This window comes from Rhizobium skierniewicense (assembly GCF_014196515.1).
Taxonomy (GTDB): domain Bacteria; phylum Pseudomonadota; class Alphaproteobacteria; order Rhizobiales; family Rhizobiaceae; genus Agrobacterium; species Agrobacterium skierniewicense.
In genome coordinates this window covers 114,222-130,718 of record NZ_JACIDV010000011.1, presented here as the reverse complement: position 1 = coordinate 130,718, position 16,497 = coordinate 114,222, and the positions used below count along the sequence as shown (strand labels likewise).

15 protein-coding genes are annotated in these 16,497 nt (G+C 56.2%); 5 read left to right on the top strand and 10 right to left on the bottom strand.

Features of this window, described 5'->3' with window-relative positions:
* Positions 1-4 precede the first annotated feature (4 nt).
* The 4 genes from GGQ73_RS17610 to GGQ73_RS17595 all read left to right on the top strand — a co-directional run bounded on the left by GGQ73_RS17610 (position 5) and on the right by GGQ73_RS17595 (position 3,710).
* Entirely contained in the window at positions 5-703 is a 699-nt protein-coding gene (locus GGQ73_RS17610) for an adenylate/guanylate cyclase domain-containing protein (RefSeq protein ID WP_113169810.1), read from the top strand.
* 5 nt (positions 704-708) lie between these two features.
* Complete coding sequence (locus GGQ73_RS17605; RefSeq protein ID WP_113169811.1) at positions 709-1,623, top strand: TIR domain-containing protein; 915 nt, start codon at positions 709-711, stop codon at positions 1,621-1,623.
* 450 nt (positions 1,624-2,073) lie between these two features.
* The gene (locus GGQ73_RS17600) at positions 2,074-3,012 is read left to right on the top strand and encodes a hypothetical protein (protein ID WP_113169813.1); all 939 of its coding nucleotides are present in this window, start codon (positions 2,074-2,076) and stop codon (positions 3,010-3,012) included.
* Positions 2,991-3,710: a hypothetical protein gene (locus tag GGQ73_RS17595; RefSeq protein WP_113169814.1), complete on the top strand. Its 720-nt coding sequence runs from the start codon at positions 2,991-2,993 to the stop codon at positions 3,708-3,710. The genes GGQ73_RS17600 and GGQ73_RS17595 overlap by 22 nt, the downstream gene beginning before the upstream one ends.
* 103 nt (positions 3,711-3,813) lie before the next feature.
* Here the strand turns inward: GGQ73_RS17595 and GGQ73_RS17590 are convergent, their stop codons facing one another.
* The 5 genes from GGQ73_RS17590 to GGQ73_RS17570 all read right to left on the bottom strand — a co-directional run bounded on the left by GGQ73_RS17590 (position 3,814) and on the right by GGQ73_RS17570 (position 9,996).
* The gene (locus GGQ73_RS17590; protein ID WP_234911010.1) at positions 3,814-5,187 is read right to left on the bottom strand and encodes an FRG domain-containing protein; all 1,374 of its coding nucleotides are present in this window, start codon (positions 5,185-5,187) and stop codon (positions 3,814-3,816) included.
* A gap of 185 nt (positions 5,188-5,372) precedes the next feature.
* Positions 5,373-7,250, bottom strand: coding sequence for an AAA family ATPase (locus tag GGQ73_RS17585; protein ID WP_113169815.1), 1,878 nt, complete (start codon positions 7,248-7,250; stop codon positions 5,373-5,375).
* A gap of 11 nt (positions 7,251-7,261) precedes the next feature.
* The gene (locus GGQ73_RS17580; RefSeq protein WP_234911009.1) at positions 7,262-7,768 is read right to left on the bottom strand and encodes a hypothetical protein; all 507 of its coding nucleotides are present in this window, start codon (positions 7,766-7,768) and stop codon (positions 7,262-7,264) included.
* Positions 7,769-8,353: 585 nt separating this feature from the next.
* Positions 8,354-9,034: a hypothetical protein gene (locus tag GGQ73_RS17575; RefSeq protein ID WP_183897249.1), complete on the bottom strand. Its 681-nt coding sequence runs from the start codon at positions 9,032-9,034 to the stop codon at positions 8,354-8,356.
* Positions 9,034-9,996 carry a hypothetical protein gene (locus tag GGQ73_RS17570; RefSeq protein WP_162734002.1) on the bottom strand — a complete coding sequence of 321 codons (963 nt, stop codon included), beginning with the start codon at positions 9,994-9,996 and terminating at the stop codon, positions 9,034-9,036. Before GGQ73_RS17570 ends, GGQ73_RS17575 begins: the two co-directional genes overlap by 1 nt.
* 264 nt (positions 9,997-10,260) lie before the next feature.
* Between GGQ73_RS17570 and GGQ73_RS17565 the strand changes: the two genes are divergently transcribed.
* Complete coding sequence (locus tag GGQ73_RS17565; protein ID WP_162734003.1) at positions 10,261-12,147, top strand: DNA cytosine methyltransferase; 1,887 nt, start codon at positions 10,261-10,263, stop codon at positions 12,145-12,147.
* Between the two features lie 437 nt (positions 12,148-12,584).
* Here GGQ73_RS17565 and arsK read toward each other — a convergent pair whose 3' ends face one another.
* Genes arsK through GGQ73_RS17540 form a run of 5 tightly spaced genes read right to left on the bottom strand, consistent with a single transcriptional unit; the run spans position 12,585 to position 16,485 of the window.
* A complete protein-coding gene (gene arsK, locus GGQ73_RS17560; protein ID WP_113169820.1) occupies positions 12,585-13,772 on the bottom strand; it encodes an arsenite efflux MFS transporter ArsK in 1,188 nt (395 codons plus the stop codon).
* The gene (arsH, locus tag GGQ73_RS17555; RefSeq protein ID WP_113169821.1) at positions 13,769-14,479 is read right to left on the bottom strand and encodes an arsenical resistance protein ArsH; all 711 of its coding nucleotides are present in this window, start codon (positions 14,477-14,479) and stop codon (positions 13,769-13,771) included. Before arsH ends, arsK begins: the two co-directional genes overlap by 4 nt.
* On the bottom strand, positions 14,472-14,897 hold the full coding sequence (gene arsC, locus GGQ73_RS17550) for an arsenate reductase (glutaredoxin) (RefSeq protein ID WP_113169822.1): 426 nt from the start codon (positions 14,895-14,897) through the stop codon (positions 14,472-14,474). Before arsC ends, arsH begins: the two co-directional genes overlap by 8 nt.
* 2 nt (positions 14,898-14,899) lie before the next feature.
* A complete protein-coding gene (arsB, locus tag GGQ73_RS17545; protein WP_113169823.1) occupies positions 14,900-15,958 on the bottom strand; it encodes an ACR3 family arsenite efflux transporter in 1,059 nt (352 codons plus the stop codon).
* Complete coding sequence (locus tag GGQ73_RS17540) at positions 15,958-16,485, bottom strand: arsenate reductase ArsC (RefSeq protein WP_113169958.1); 528 nt, start codon at positions 16,483-16,485, stop codon at positions 15,958-15,960. The genes arsB and GGQ73_RS17540 overlap by 1 nt, the downstream gene beginning before the upstream one ends.
* Positions 16,486-16,497 lie beyond the last annotated feature (12 nt).

Here is a 16,497-nt window from a genome sequence, read left to right as displayed (position 1 = left end):
TCGAATGACGATCGCAGAAGACATCCGGGCTAATGCAAGAACGACGTTCGGAGAGAAGTGGACGGCGCGCGACGGAACGACGGTTCCGGAGCCTGCTGCCCTAAGACTTTCGAACGACGCCATCCACTTCCAACGGGCAACGATCCTCTATGCCGACCTCGACGGCTCAACTGATCTCGTCGAGAAGAAGCATTGGATGTTCGCGGGAGAGGTCTACAAAGCATTTCTCTACGCCACCTCGAGATTGATCCGCCGCCATGGCGGTTCCGTCGTGTCCTACGATGGCGATAGAGCGATGGGGATCTTCATCTCCACAAGCCAGACGAATGATGCCGTCTCATGTGCTCTTGAGATCAACTACGCGATCAAGAACATCGTCCAGGCAGAGATTGCGAAGGGATGGAGCACCGATTTCAAAATCCGGCATGTCGTGGGTATCGACACTTCTGAGATCTATGCCGCCCGAACCGGCGTTCGTGGTGACAACGACATCGTCTGGATTGGGAACGCTGCGAACCTAGCCGCAAAGCTGACAGCCCTGAGTGCGGATCAGCCGACATGGATCACGAAAAGGGTCTTCGACTTATTGAACGACAACCAGAAGCTTGGACCTATCAGGGAGAGCATCTGGAAGAAATGGAACTGGACGCAGCACAAGAACGATGAGGTCTATTCGACCACTTACTGGAGAACAATCACTTGAGTAAAATGCTTGAACGTTTCATGGGAGACGAAGGGAAGGATTTGCGGATTGAATCCTTCGGCGCTCAAACTATCGTTCGCGGTGACGTCCAGCTTGCCGAAGCGTTGGCCGAAGTCGCCGAGATGCTCGAGGTTGATGCGGGCGTCACGCTCATCGAACAGAATGGCGAAGACGACGACATCTACTTTGTTTTCTCCGGTTCGCTTAGCGTACATATCAATGGCCGACGGCTTGGAGCTCGCGGTAGAGGAGAGCACGTAGGCGAAATGGCTGCCATCGAACCTACGCAGCGTCGTTCGGCGACGGTGATTGCGGAGGATCGATCCGTCGTGGCAAAGCTTACAGCACAACAGTTCTCGACCCTCGCGAAGACTTATCCGGACATGTATCGGCAAATCGCGCGGTCGCTATCGAGACGCCTGCTCGAAAGAAATAAGCACGTCGGCACCTTCCGCGAGAAGGTCCGCGTCTTCATTATTTCTTCTGCGGAAGCTCTGCCTGTTGCTCGGCTTGTTCGGAACGCGTTCGAACACGACCCGTTTATCACCACGATCTGGACCGATGGGGTGTTTCGCGTTGCGAACTACACACTGACGAACCTTGAAGCCGAAATCGACGACTCCGATTTTGCCGTCGCAATCGCGCACGCTGACGACCTCACGGAAAGCAGAGGAAAGGATTGGCCGAGCCCGCGAGATAATGTGGTTTTCGAACTGGGACTGTTCATGGGACGGCTTGGTCGACAGCGCGCGATCCTTATGGAGCCACGTGAAGAGAAGGTGAAGCTCCCAAGCGATCTGAGCGGTATCACTACGATACCCTACCGCTTCGAGAACGGAAGGGACGCCGCGGCACAAATTGCGCCAGCCTGCGATAAGCTCCGCCAACACATCTTGGATCTGGGGCCGTTCAATGGCTAGGTCAACTGGTAGTGACGGCGATCCGAACAGAGCAAGGAAAATGGTTTCAGCCGTATCTTTAGTTTCCAATGGTCACGTCGCCTGACGTCGGCCCGACCTCGGGCAAAGTGTGGACCGGGTACTTCAGCGCGGACGAGGCCGACCATTACTTAACCGACCGGGTTGCAACATTATTTCCGATCATAGCCCGATACGCGGGATCAGCGTCATTGGGATATACCATCGAAAATCCACGGATCGAGTCCTTCTCTTGGTACTCTAGCAGCAGTGGGTTGCTATCGCCTCGTAGATACCAGCGTTGGCGGCTGTTGATGCCATGTGTCGTCACGGTTCGTGGCGCCATTGATGTCACGGCAGCATCCACCTCGTCGGCCGGTCTGTTTGGGCGGAACAACACAATGTTAACTCCGTGCAGGCTACTCCAGAACAAAAAGGGAGGAATAGCGATCAATGGGTAAACCTGCTGTCAGCTACATTGGCAACTATAGCGTTGACATGATCCGTGATTCCGGTGGCGATGATTTGGTCGAAACCTTTAAGAAAAAGATCGCAGGTGCTGACGCCAATAAGGATGGGCGAGACTACGAGATCATATACGGCACGTGCAGGACTATCATCGAAGTTGCGACATTGATGGATTTGCTTCGGAAAGGCCACGATCTACCCGACTTAGATAAATACTCGTTCTGGGACAGGCCACTTGCTTTGGTTGATGACTACTATCTTAATGGTGTCTACGACCATTTCTTCGGGCAATTAAAACGCGGTGCCCTGGAGTGGTACGAAGTCAACTACGACATTCAACGCCAGCGTGATATGGACCAAAATATCGGTCGTGACGTGCGTTACCGTATTGTTCTTGAGAGTGAAAAACGTAAACGGAGCGTGGACTCCTGCGTCGAGGCTGACGGCCACACTGATATTGACACGGAAATCTTTTGCGCTTCAGAGGAATTTTACGAGCTTCTGGATTGGAACGAAGATATTTTCGACGCTTTTGCCACAGTAACTGGATCAAGCCGGTTGGTTGACCAAGAAACTGCGTATGAGTCCTTTCACTACCAGTATTGGAAAACTCGTTACGAAGAGACCTTCGTCAATTATATGCTGAAATGCTCTAAAAGAAAAGAATACTTTATACCTCGCTTGAAACGTGCGGCGTCGCTATATGCCCTTGAGGAGGCGTTGGAGGTTTCCTGCTGGAACTGTAAGGGTCGTATTGTCGGCGAGTTGCTGCGTATCGAAGGCGCTGGTGCCATGCGAACATATCGGATTCCCTCAGAAAGCGCAGTGGATACACTAATCAAGATGCTCGACGAACAGATTTTTGAATTCAATGAGATTGTCGAACGATTGGAGGCAGGTGGATGGCAGCGAGCCGCTATATAGAGGACTGGGTCGACGAGCCAACCAGGAACTTGCTTGATGAACTCGTATATGCAGACCTAGATAGTGACAAGTATGCCGGTCACGCGCGGCTCTCAGGAAGAGCCGTTGCCGCTCATTACCTGCGTAAGAGAAGCGTACCGGATAGATTTCATGTGGTTTCTGCTGTCGAGGACTTCGACAACTTCGCGGCCGGAGTAATCAGGGAGCTCGAGCTTAACGGAGCCCTTGTTCGGTATTCCTGCATCTGGCCGCAGCGCAGAGTTATCAACGAAGCGAAGCAGCGAGAGGTTTCGCCGATCTACCAAGCCTTTCGTCAGGAAGAATGGTTAGCACCGTACCAACTCCTCTTTGCCGTCAGCAATATTGGCACGATCGCCAGGATAAAGTCCTGTATGGTCCACACTGCAATCGACGAAAAAATGGATAATGGAGACTATCTCGACATTCTATGCGGCTCGTGCCACGAGAGCGTACCCTTGCGACTGGCGGCTGCATTGCCCGAGTCCCTGTCAGAGCGGTGTCGAATAGTATCGCTCGCGTGGGACTACACCATCGATAGCGATGGCTTTTCCGTGCCAGGCGTCGGAGGAAATCCTGCCGTTCGATCCGGTGTTGGTACTGGCTTGAACAGAGAAAACTTCATCCCGGACACCGTGAGGAACGACTTCCAACTTCGAGCTTCCGGACTCGAGATCTGACCAGTAGTACCAAAGTTCCCACCACTAGCTCAAAGACGTTATGCAAATATTCTTACCTAGAGAGAGACGCTCGAAAGTCCACACCTACAGAATACGGATCCGGTCAGCCCATGGCGAGTTCGTGCTTTTTCGCAATCTCCGCTGAGGTCTTCTCGATGCCAGGGTAGATGGTGCTGGATTTGATGTTCAGTTTGGCGAGGTCTCGCAGGATACCAGCCTTGTTTCGAATGGTTATCCTTTGGACATCGAGGGAGCTGAACCCAGTTTCTGGAAGGACTGAGTCTTTGCCAAACATCAAGAAGGCTCCTGACTGCGAGGTGATACGCTCATTGGTATTTCGTCCTCGTACAAACATGATCCTTTCGAGATCAGCAGGCTGAAGTCTGGCTTCGAAGTACGGTTTCTCGCGCCGGATGAAATGAAGGAGCTTCTTGCATTCGGCAGTTTCGTTGAACGCGACCCAGTCTCCCCCGGTATGCATTCGCTCCTTCTCCTTGTCCGCGAGAAGGCAGATGTTCGCCACACAGCTCACTGTATCGGAATCAAAGAAACGGACATCGCTAATTTTGGTGCTCATCACGATCACTTCCCCATCGAGATGATTACCTTGCTGATCTAGCCGATCCTCCGCGCAGCAGAAGTACAGGGCGACCAAAGGATTCGACGTTACGTCGAGCAGCCTTGTCGGCAGGCCGTAGTGTTGCATCCTCACAAGCTTGTCGAGCATGTATTCGTCGGCTGCAAACTCCGTCGCCTGGGAAGTAAGAAGCTCACGGACGATGGTTTCTTCCTTATGCCTATAACGCCAATCTCCATTTTCATTTTTGCGAAAAAGGGAGGGAACTAGCTTGTAACGTCTGTCCGAGTGGCCTCGATAGAAGATTTCGTCATCCGGCGCCGAAGGAAGGCTCAACACATGGTTCATGAAGTCGACCAAGTTGTCGATAATCGGCAGCGCCACCTCGTCTTCTGGCAACAGCGGGCTTGGCGGCGGCGGTGGAACTGTCGTGATCGGCAGGCCACCAGCCTGACCTACCTGAGGGGAAACTCCGGCGATCGCGAGAGTTGCTTGAAGGTCTCGATCCTTCACCGCCCAGTGGGTTCGACTTAGCTCCCACTTCCCAAACGCAAAAACGCTTTCAAAAGCTTTCCTGTCAACAATGGTATGCTCGCCAAACAACTGATTTATGCAGAAATTATATATGAGGTCGGCACCGACGATCCGGATATTCCATGCCTGACCCAGTCGAATTCTGACGTACGAGCGACCGCTAATGTCGTTCTGTAGTTCGCTCATGAAGAGAGCCGGCAATTGGCCGAGAAAAACTTTGACCTCCTCCGTAATGGGCTTCAATCGCTCCTCGATGCTTGCTTCGGTGTACTCGAGGTAGCGAGCAAGCGGAAACGACGCTTCGTGGACGTCTCCGACCGTAACGTTCCACTCACTGTCATCGCCCATCATCAGTAAGTTGTACAAATCTAGATTCCCCTTGAGCCTCACCAGTTATTAGTCGTCCCGATGCCCGCAAGCAATCTGCTTGTAATACTCGTGCCGAGAAGAGCGATCAGATGGATGGTCGCCCAGAAAATCCTCCGCGAAACAACGACACGGTTCCGCTTCCACCGTAATTGCGATTCGACGCCGACGTCGAATCCCCTCACTCATCTTGAAGTCTCCCGAATGATCGCCCTGACTTCGTCACCCTCGATAATTGCCTTCTCCACCAGAACGTCGGCGATCCTTTCGATGGCGTCCCGGAAACGCGTCACGATTTCCCGGCTGCGCTCCATTTCTCGACTGAGGCCACGCTCGATGCGGGCGGCGACGTCAGGATTGTTTCGTCGGAAACGATCGCGTTGCTCGACGGATTTCAAATTGAAGTAGCCAAGCCCCTCTCCCATCCCAAGTTGAACTTCCATCCTAGTGGCAAGGTCACTTGCCATGTGCAGGTCGCAGCCCTCGGCATCACCCGCGCCATCGAACGCAGTGCCAAGGATGACCTCTTCCGCCGCTCTCCCTGCAAGCAGCAAGGCGATCTGATCAAGACATCCTTGACGCTCCCTAAGCTGGTCTTCCTCGATCTCGAAATGTGCAAACCCTAAAGGTTGTCCGGCATGGGCCTCCCAGGGTACGGCGACGGTGTCCAACAATCCGACGCCCAGTCGAACCCCCACGACCGCATGTCCCGCCTCGTGAATGGCGATCGTCCTCCGCTCGCCCCCGGTGATCTTTCTCGCTGGTGGCAAAGCCGACATCACGTCTGCATATGAAACAGCCCTTCCCTCTGCACGGGCAAGCCGCTTTGCGTCTCGACCGACTGTCTGGAAATGCGCACCGGTTAACCCAACGGTCGCCGCAGCGATCGCGTCCACCTCGCGGTCTGACAACTGGGTACCGAAATAAGTACGCGAGAGATGTTTTCGCTCCTCTGCATCCGGCAGCGGAATACGAATATGCCGGTCAAGCCGCCCCGGCCGCAGGAGAGCGGCGTCGATCGCTTCCGGATGATTGGTGGCGCCGATGACGACGACGCCTTCGAGCCTGTCGTGGCCGTCGATCAACTCGAGCAAGAAGTTGATCACCTGTCTCCAATAGGTTTCGTGTTCGGTTCCGACAACCTTATCTCTATCGCCGATACCGTCGAACTCGTCGACCAACAAAATGCTTGGCTTCTGTGCCTTCGCCTCATCGAAACTTCTGCGCATCGCTTTCAAAGTGTCGTCGAGATGCCCGGCCGCCTGCCACCGCGCGACCGACGTCGCGACCAGATGTGCACCGCACGACCGCGCGAGCGCGCTGGCGAACATCGTCTTCCCTGTTCCAGGCGCTCCGCTCAGGAGCAGTCCCCGGTCTAGGTCTGACCAGGCAAGCTTTCCGTCTCTCCACGCAGCGATGTCTCTCGCCAGAGACAGTCCCCAAGTCTTCGCGTCACCGTAACCTACAAGATGATCGAGAGGTGGCGAGGTTTCCACGACAGGCGGTTGCGTATCTGTCTTAAGTGCGGCAAGTCGCGCCAGAACGTCCGAGACAGGTCTTCCTGCCCTGAAGGCAGCAAAGACTTCTGCAAGAGGATGCTCCAGCATCTTCCGCGCATCCGCCATATCGACATTCTGGCCCGAGAACTCCTTCGCGGCGGCAGCCAGATGGAATGGTCTTACCGCACCGACGTCTACAACTCGGTCGGCCGCCAGGTCGATTTCTCTTGGCAACCCATGTTCCGACGGCCAGATGATGAGGATAGAACGCCTGGATTTCAATTGGCCGCTGACCAGTTCACCATCAATACCGCCTTTGGTGCCGAGTTTAGGTGACGAGATTTCAAAGCTGGAAAGGCTCTCATTGGTGCTCGTCAGAAGGCTTGCTGCGGCGACATATTCGTCAAGTACGGATCCAGAAGGGATCCGTAGGACAATCACGATATGCCGACCGATCTCATTTGTTTTAAAGGCACCGCCCAGCCGTGCTGCCGACTTGAGAGTGAGCGCATAGGCCATGCGCTCAAGCGTCACCGTGCGGCGACGTTTCGAGAAGTTTTCCATTACAACCTCGCTTAGCGCTGAAAGCGACGGATGACCGTCTCGGGGTCGATCATCCTCTCGTCGAGATCGAGCGCGATCAATTGATGGAGGGCCATCCAAGAGATGCCTGTCATCGGCTTAACTTCAGTGAAAATATGCAGGCATTCTGCGACAGTCAGGGAGCCTGCCTCGTCAAGCGCGGACAGCATTCTGATCCTGTCGTTCAGAGGCGTCCTGGAGTGGGCGTAGCGAAGGAGATCACGGGCGTTGGCAAGCCGAAAACCCGCCTCGATCTCCTTTCGCGGGATGCCCCGATACTGGTAACCGGCAAGGGCAGCGCCTTCCTTGATCGCAGGATTTTCCTCATCCTCGACAGCGTCGAGGAGAAAGGGTTTGCCGCGCTCGTAGTTGACAAAAAAGTCGGGAACGTGGGGGCCGAGTTCAGTATCGAACTCCAATGGCAGGCAGAGCCAGGCGACGACAGCCGGATCGACGTCTAGAACGCAGCCAAGGTCTCTCGCTGCTCGTGACCGATACATTGGGTCGCCTGAGCACCGTACAGTGCCCTTAGGATAGAAGAGTTTAGAAGAAGCTTCATCAAAAGCGGCATACAGGGCCGCTGACGTATCAAAATGCGGATAGCTCATCATGAACACCCTCGATTAGATAAACGTTGCCTGCGCCGCTTCGGAGCGGCCTGCCCGTTCAACCTATTCGAGATATGTTCAGCATCTTGATCATGCGGAACAAAATATGAACAAAAATAAGAAAGTCAATAGCGAATTCAATTTCATCGGCATTTACCTGCCGGGGCGCTGATGTAATCTTATCGCAAAAGCGTCGTGGTATAAAGGGCGGGACCGCCTTCGCACGCATGGTGCCAGCACCCTCGATCTGCTGATTTCGAGCGCCCGACAAGGGGTCGGACTCTGCAGCCTGTCGCTGTTCAGATCAAGCGACAGCTTGAAGCAGTCCCGCTTGTCGCAGTGCTGGGGGAATACTTAACAAACAGTCGGTGCCTTCTGATCTGTGGTTCGCGACGCATTGGGCGGCTCCGAGGTCGAGGCGTTCCCTGGCTTTACGGCGTAGTGCGTTCTGACGCCTGAAAGGTAACGCACTGGCTGTTAAAGGCCAAGGCGGCGAGCTGTCTTGGCTTCCATCTTCTCCACAACAAACTGTGGGATGTCAGTCTCACCATAGGGAGGTTCATCATTCGAGCTACGAGCCAAGGATCTGAAGGCGAGAGACATTCTATGCCCATCACTGAGGCCCAAAAGTATGTTCGGTAGTTCGAACTCGTTGTCTCGTGCCTGAATTTGCTCCATAAGTGAGATCAGATCATCCTGCGTCGCGGTCAGCGCTACCACGGTTGCCATCCCAGCGTCTACGATCTCCCGCGTCCGCAAAAGATTTTCCGCGACCGTAGCCCCCTCCTCGATATCCGTGGAAAAAACTACAATATGGTCGACTTGAATTCCCTTCTCGTCGTGAAACTGATGCGTGATCGGCGCAAGATCCGGAAGAAAGTTTGGACCCCAATGGTTTCTCTCTGATGGAGCGGGTATATAATCGTTCCAATAGCAGGAAAGGCTAACCTCGCCTTCGGTTAGTTGGTCTAGCCTCTCCAGAAACATCTCACCGTAAGGATGGATGTCGTTAGCGATACAGACGACACGAACGCTCTCGGTAGCCAAACGGACTTTCGCAGCGAATAGTTCAGCCAACGGCTGCCCGAGTGAGGCCTCATTGCCGGTCCGCCAAAGATCCGCAAGCTTAGCTTCGACGTCCTCATCGAAATCACTCATCATCGCCTTTTTTTCCTTAGAAGCGGGACCAAATTGTCGAACGAGGCGGATGACATGTCTAGGACGTCCTGCTCGAATGCGTAACCGCTCTCTGACCCCACGGTAAACTTTCCAGTTCCATGGTCCCCCTCGTGGACATAGTGTAAGACGGAGCCGCAAACCGCAAATTTGAAATCCTCACTTTGACCAATCGCGTAGAGGACACGCTCAACATCTTCGCGAAGGCGCCGATTAGGGCCCATCGACAAAACGCCTTTGAAATGGACATCGGCATCGACAGCGAGCGATGCGAGATCGGTGAGTTGCCCCGCGTCAAGCTTGCGCAAACTGGTCATGATTGCCCAAAGAACGTTTTCTAGATCCCGATCCGATTCACTGAGTGGGCAGATCTTTCTCAAGCACTCCCTGAACCCTGGGTGCAGTTGTTCGATTTCTTGAATATTGTTGCTGTTAGGCAAGACGAAAATGCAGACAGCTCCCAACCCCAGAGCTGTGCGCTTCGAGGCGAGTTCAACTCCCCTTTCGTAAGAAGGAATGGCTAGCGCGTATTGCGCCGACCGACCTGCGCTGTCGTCAACCCGCATTTGGCTCGCAAAGTTTTGAGCGACGGTTCGTTTCGGCCTTTTGAGTTTAGTGGTCGAACCAGCTTCAACCTCCTGAGCAAGGGAACCCCAGCCGACTTCGCCCGATTTAGCCTCGATCCAGAACACTGAATCCTTTACGATAAAAGCGATGTCGTCAACAAATGACCTAGCCTGAAGCAAAAGCTTCACATCGGTTGCCTCCAGCCTTCTCGCTTTCACACGAGACACCTGCTCCACGATTTTAAACGCTGCGACACGCTCCTCGAATATCAAACCAATTCTGCTGCTGTCGCCGCCTACCGTTTTCTTCGTGAGATACTTCTTCTCTTCAGCCGTCGCATAAGTTCCCAGATCTCTTGCATATGCCGCCACAGTCACCGTGCCTCTAATTCTACTTTCGCGGGCATCGCTATCACAAATGATTATCGAAATGATTACGCTTTGGGACACAACTTCTTGAAAAAAGGGGCGCGGGTTTTGATGCCGCCACTTAAATGTAAGCGATCACTGCCATATGACACCTCTCGAATTTCTTGAGTTCATACCACGTCGAGCCCGTTGAGATCGGTTGCATTTTATCGATCCGATTACCGGCGATGAAAGATTCGTTGTCGTATGGACGTCCCAAATGGGGACATCTCAATGGCAGACATCGATCCGAAAGCACAGGCGCTTTCCGCGGCGATCAGGCGGATAACGGAGCTGCAGCAGCAGATGGCCGATCGCGTGCTGGCGATGGCCGTCGAGATCGAAAGGCTGACGGACGTCGTGCCCGCCGGGGAAGCGAAGGCGTTCCTCAAGGCACGCTGTAATCTGCCTGCAGCCGAGTTGTCCACCTACATGGGATTCGCGAAATCCTTGAAGGGATCCGAGCAGGTTCTCCGGAAGTCTCGAGCGTCGTTTCCCGTCATCAAGTCCTTGGTGGCCGCCGACCAAGACACGCGGCAGGAAATCCTCGAGCGCATGGCGATCGGAGCTCGCATCGATACGAAGGATGTCGCCCTCATCAAGAAGCGGTTGGCCGACGCAAAGCTGACACCGGCCGAAGCGCTGACAGCGGCGAACAGGAGGGCAGTCGCGGCGGCCGTGCGCCGACAGGCAAAGGCAGCGGTTGCGTCCTTCGAGGTGCGTACCGCTTCCCTCGTGGAAGAGCTAAGACAGCATTTCCGACCCGGCGGTGTGAAGTCTCCTGTCGTTCATGCAAGCCTGCGCCATCAGGCAGAAGTCCTCGAAGCTGAATGCGATACTCTGTTTGGTAAGGAGCCCACCCCCGCTTCGCTACGACCCGCGACGCCGTCTTATCGCATGGCGATGGCCCGCAAGATGCTTGGCGACGTAGCTGCCGGTCGACTTGATGAAATCGGGCCAATGGAATTGCGCGTACTGTCGACTTTGACAGGGCAAAGCCGGATGTCTTTCGTAGGGCTTTCTCGCAAGCCGTTTGCAGGAATTCCTCCGCGGCATTACCGTGCCCGTGTTGTCGAGCTGTGCGCGGGTGCAGGTGGTCTGGCCCTTGGCTTGGAGCGCGCCGGATTCGAGCACGTCGCTCTGATCGAGATGAACAAAACTGCAGTGGCCACGCTGCGGGCCAATCGACCGGACTGGAACGTCATCCAAGCCGATATCCGCAAAGTGGACTTCAAGGAATACCGCGACCAGCGGATCGACCTACTGACGGGTGGGCTTCCCTGCACCCCGTTCAGCACGGTCGGCCAGAAGAAGGGGCGGCACGACGAGAACGACCTGATGATGGAAGGCGTGCGTGCTGTACGCGAGATAGCGCCCAAGGCATTCCTGTTCGAGAACGTTGAGGGCATCCTGCATTCGCGCCACGCGGACTACATCGCGTTCCTCCTGCGCGAATTCTCGAAGGCAGGATACTCGACGGAAATCCACCGGATCAACGCGAAGGACTACGGCGTCGCTCAGAGCCGGTCCCGCATCATGATGGTGGGAATGCGCAAAGATTTGGTGGGCGCCTTCCGGATGCCGAGAAAGTTTCCGGAGCTGACTACGAACGTGGGCGTCGTTCTCGCCGACCTTATGGGTGAAAACGGCTGGTCCGACGCAGAAGCCTGGCTGCAGTCTATGAAGGACCGCGACTACCGGTCAGACACCATCCGGGGCTACCAGGGCAGCGCTCGTCATGGAGAGAAAATTCGTTCCGAAAGGCAGCGACTTCGTTACGCTCCTCCGGCTAAGACTGCGCCGACGGAAGATGAAGGCTCTCGTGAAGGATTCGTGCCTGGGCTGACGAACCGCATGCGCGCGAGATTGCAGGGGTTTCCGGACACATGGAAGTTTGTAGGTGGTCACGGGCCAGTGGCCGACCAGATTGGAAACGCGGTCGTGCCATCGGTGGCGCAAGCGATGGGTCTGGCGATGTTGTCGGCGCTGAGGGGGTGGGAGATTGACTGGCAGGCGATGATGTTTGCAACGGAGACTCGGGCAACGGTCGAAGCGCCGCCACTTGATCCTAGTTTGGAATTTGCGACCTCCGTCGCACTGGATGAGGAAGCAGTTAGATGAGAGCCGCCTGGCATCCAACGCGCGATGAGCTCATTCTCGCAAAGGACCTCGAGCGGGAGTACGGAGATCGCATTGCTGAAGACGGCGACCTATTTCTACAACCCACGGGAATCCGTCAATGGCGCAATGACCGCTTTTAGGCGCAAAGCAGCCGCTACTACGTGACGGCTCTTGGCGGATACTGTTGAAAAACTCCAGCAGGCGGTTTTTCCTTCGGGCCCCCTGAAATAATATTGCGCATGCCACGCTCCCCAGCACGTCAGACGCAAAGTGGTTTCATCTCTCCCGCACAGTCAGAAAACTATACCTGACGATCCGGGCAAGGCGCGGCCTTACCGATGCCCAGGGGAGTTTTTCAACAGTATCGGCGCGAAGGCGACATAGATGTCGTACGCGTTTTGGGGCCGTCATCAACTCAGTATTTAGCTTCGGCGGGATCAACCTTCTCGTTGAAAGCGGAATAGATTTGTAAAGGCAACGACTGCCAATAGCGCTAGGACAACGATCCCGCCAATCGAAACACGGATGCCGAAACACTCCATCGTGAGGGCCAACACGAAGGGCGCTAGTGCCGAAGCGACCAGGCGGGCCGCCATCATCTTACCCTGAAGCTTCCCGTAGCCGTCACTGCCGAACAGCGCCAGCGGCAGGGTGCCCGACACGATGCTCAGCAGGCCGTTGCCCATGCCGAAGATGACGGCAAAAACCATTGCACCGGGTATCGAGGGAGCACTCAGGATCAGGATCACCGCGCTGACCGGTATCAGCGCGGCTGAGATCAGGGCGAGATGCAGGGCATTGAGTCGCGTGCCGAACACCATGTTGATCAGACGGCTTGCGACCTGAGACGGGCCGAACAGCGTGCCGACGATGGCGGCGCTAGTGCCAAGCCCCAGTCCGGCCAGAAGCGGCACCATGTGCACCAGAACGGCCGAGCCTGCGAGATATTGCAAGGCGAAGGCCGTGGTCATGAGCAGGAACCCCGAGCGACGGTGATCCGGTGGAAGCGTGCCGATCACCGGCTGTGGCGGCGTTGATATCGCCTGCTTGCGACTACGCGTCACCCCGGTTGCCAGCCACGCATGCAGCGGCAGGCAGACTAGGAGAGTGAGTCCTGCAAAAACCAGATAGACGTTCTGCCACGAGAGGTGCGTGTGCAGGCTCGAAGTGAGCGGCCAGAACAGTGTTGAGGCGAAACCCGCGATCAGGGTCAGATAGGTGATGCTGCGCTGGGCCACCGTCGGCTGAAGCTGGACCAAAAGTGCAAAGGCGGCCCCGTACTGGACAAGGTTGGCGGCTACCTCGATACCAATTAGGGCGGCGACATAGGTGGTTCTGCCGGGCGCATATGCGCAAGCGATCAAGGCGGCGGCGGCAACGGCAGAGCCAATGGTCATCACCACACCCGCGCCGACGCGGTCAATCAGGCTGCCGAGCCACGGCGCGGTGAACCCGCCAATCAGCAGGGCAACTGAAAGTGCGCCGAAAACCCACTCCTTCGACCAGCCAAGGCTGGCACCCATGTCCGGCGCCAGGATGCTGAAGCTGTAATAGAGGGTGCCGTAACCGATGATCTGGGTGACACCGAGTGCCAGGATGGCCGCGATTGGAAGCCTTGCTGTCATATGGACTTGAGGCTCACGCGCTGCTCCAGCTTCTCAGCATCCTCCTTCCGTTCGCTGTAGCGGTTTGTAAGGTAGGACGAGGCCTCGCGCGTGAGGATTGTGAACTTCACCAGCTCTTCGCAGACATCGACGACGCGGTCGTAATAGGATGATGGCTTCATGCGGCCTTCTGCATCGAATTCCTGGTAGGCCTTCGCAACGGACGACTGGTTGGGGATGGTGATCATCCGCATCCAGCGGCCAAGGATGCGCAACTGATTGACGGCGTTGAAAGACTGGCTGCCGCCGGAGACCTCCATTACTGCCAGCGTCTTGCCCTGCGTCGGCCGCACCGAACCGAGCGCCAGCGGGATCCAGTCGATCTGCGACTTGATGATCCCGGTCAAGGCACCGTGGCGTTCCGGGCTGATCCAGACGTGTCCTTCAGACCACTGGGTCGTTTCGCGGAGTTCCTGAACCTTCGGGTGGCTGACGGGCGCCTCGTCCGGAAGCGGCAGACCCGCCGGATCGAATACCCGGACTTCGCATCCCAGCCGCTCGAGAAGCCGACGGACTTCGAAGGCAAGGAGACGGCTGTACGAGGTCTCCCGAAGCGATCCATAGAGGATCAGTATCCGGGGCTTGTGCGTCGAGAATGCAGGTCGCAGGGATTCCATGTCGACCGACTGAAGATGCTGATCGTGAAGAGCGGGGAATGTATCAGACAATGCACTTTCCTTCCTGGTTTAGAACCTGCTCGCCGTCCTCCTTCATGAAGGGGCCTTTGAATGCCTCGGCAGGCAGGACGTCGAGCACGACTTCCGATGGACGAGAAAGCCGGGTGCCTAGCGGCGTGATTACGAAAGGGCGGTTGATCAGGATGGGGGTTTCGATCATAGCATCGAGCAACTGGTCGTCAGTCAGGTCAGGGTTGTCCAGACCAAGGTCGGCGTAGGGCGTTCCCTTTTCACGGATGGACTGCCTGACCGTCAGCCCGGCATCCGAGATCATTTTCGCGAGGTCCGCGCGCGACGGTGGCGTCTTCAGATATTCGATGACATCAGGTTCGATCCCCGCGTGGCGGATCAGGCCCAGCGTGTTGCGTGATGTCCCGCAGTCGGGGTTGTGGTAGATGGTGACATCCATGGTCAAATCCTTGTCTTGTCGGTGTTTCGGGAGACGGCTGGCGCAGCCTCGTACCAGCCCTTTGAACGGTTCACGATCCAGACGACCGAGAGCATCACCGGAACTTCGATGAGAACACCGACGACGGTCGCGAGTGCAGCACCCGACTGGAAGCCGAAAAGCGAGATGGCGGCGGCGACGGCCAGTTCGAAGAAATTCGAGGCTCCGATCAGCGCCGACGGTCCGGCGACGCAGTGGCGTTCCCCGGCCATCCTGTTGAGGATGTAGGCCAGCCCGGAATTGAAGTAGACCTGGATGAGGATCGGGACGGCCAGCAGGGCGATGATCGTCGGTTGCGCAATGATCTGCTCACCCTGGAAGCCGAACAGCAGGACCAGCGTCGCCAGAAGCGCGATAAGCGAAAGCGGCTGGAGTTTCGAGAGAACAGCATCAAGCGCACGATCTGTGCTGTCAGCCGTTAGGCGGACCCGGATCACCTGCGCGATTACGACCGGGACGACGATGTAGAGCGCGACCGAAATCGCCAGTGTGTCCCATGGTACCGTGATTGCGGAGAGACCGAGGAGCAGTGCGACGACAGGTGCGAACGCGACGATCATGATCGCATCGTTGAGGGCGACCTGCGATAGCGTGAACAATGGTTCGCCTTTCGTCAGGTTGCTCCAGACGAACACCATCGCAGTACAAGGTGCTGCGGCAAGGATGATCAGGCCCGCGATGTAGGAGTCGATCTGGTCGGCGGGCAGATAGGGACGAAACAGCCATCCGACGAACAGCCATCCTAGGAGCGCCATGGAGAACGGCTTGACGGCCCAGTTGATGAACAGGGTGACCCCGATCCCGCGCCAGTAGCTACCGACCTTCGATAGCGAGCGGAAATCGATCTTCAGTAGCATCGGAATGATCATCAGCCAGATGAGGATCGCTACGGGAATATTGACCTTGGCGATCTCGGCAGAACCAATGGTCTGGAAGACGCCGGGCATCAGATGGCCCAACGCGATGCCGACGATGATGCAGACGAAGACCCAGATGGTGAGGTAGCGCTCGAACAGGGACATCAGGCACCTTCCTCCTGTGTGGAGGTCGAGCCTTCCATGCGACCGATCTGATGGAGCTTCTGTTCCAGCGCCATTCTGTCGATCGAGTCCATAGGCAGGCTGAGGAATGCGGCGATGCGGTTCTTGAGAAACCTTGCCGCCTGGGCGAAGGCGCGCTGTACCTCGATATCGGAGCCCTCGACGGCGGCCGGGTCTTCGACACCCCAGTGCGCGGTCATCGGATGTCCGATCCAAACGGGACATGCCTCGCCTGCGGCGCTGTCGCAGACGGTGAAGATGAAATCCATCTCGGGAGCGCCGGGCTCGGCGAAGACATCCCAGTTCTTCGACGAAAAGCCCGTGGACGGATAGCCAAGCGCTTCCAGTTCGCGCAGCGCATGCGGGTTGACCTCGCCCTTGGGGTGGCTCCCGGCGGAAAACGCCCGAAAACGGCCTTTGCCTTCATGATTAAGGATGGACTCGCCGAGAATAGAGCGAGCGGAATTGCCCGTGCAGAGGAACAGCACGTTGTAGGTCTTTTCAGTCATGGTCATTGTCCG

What these genes read in the sequence shown, in the direction of transcription:
- GGQ73_RS17610 (WP_113169810.1), top strand. Translation starts at nt 5, where the DNA reads ATGACGATCGCAGAAGACATCCGGGCTAATGCAAGAACGACGTTCGGA.
- GGQ73_RS17605 (WP_113169811.1), top strand. Translation starts at nt 709, where the DNA reads ATGCTTGAACGTTTCATGGGAGACGAAGGGAAGGATTTGCGGATTGAA.
- GGQ73_RS17600 (WP_113169813.1), top strand. Translation starts at nt 2,074, where the DNA reads ATGGGTAAACCTGCTGTCAGCTACATTGGCAACTATAGCGTTGACATG.
- GGQ73_RS17595 (WP_113169814.1), top strand. Translation starts at nt 2,991, where the DNA reads ATGGCAGCGAGCCGCTATATAGAGGACTGGGTCGACGAGCCAACCAGG.
- GGQ73_RS17585 (WP_113169815.1), bottom strand. Translation starts at nt 7,250, where the DNA reads ATGGAAAACTTCTCGAAACGTCGCCGCACGGTGACGCTTGAGCGCATG.
- GGQ73_RS17580 (WP_234911009.1), bottom strand. Translation starts at nt 7,768, where the DNA reads ATGTATCGGTCACGAGCAGCGAGAGACCTTGGCTGCGTTCTAGACGTC.
- GGQ73_RS17575 (WP_183897249.1), bottom strand. Translation starts at nt 9,034, where the DNA reads ATGAGTGATTTCGATGAGGACGTCGAAGCTAAGCTTGCGGATCTTTGG.
- GGQ73_RS17565 (WP_162734003.1), top strand. Translation starts at nt 10,261, where the DNA reads ATGGCAGACATCGATCCGAAAGCACAGGCGCTTTCCGCGGCGATCAGG.
- arsK (WP_113169820.1), bottom strand. Translation starts at nt 13,772, where the DNA reads ATGACAGCAAGGCTTCCAATCGCGGCCATCCTGGCACTCGGTGTCACC.
- arsC (WP_113169822.1), bottom strand. Translation starts at nt 14,897, where the DNA reads ATGGATGTCACCATCTACCACAACCCCGACTGCGGGACATCACGCAAC.
- arsB (WP_113169823.1), bottom strand. Translation starts at nt 15,958, where the DNA reads ATGTCCCTGTTCGAGCGCTACCTCACCATCTGGGTCTTCGTCTGCATC.
- GGQ73_RS17540 (WP_113169958.1), bottom strand. Translation starts at nt 16,485, where the DNA reads ATGACTGAAAAGACCTACAACGTGCTGTTCCTCTGCACGGGCAATTCC.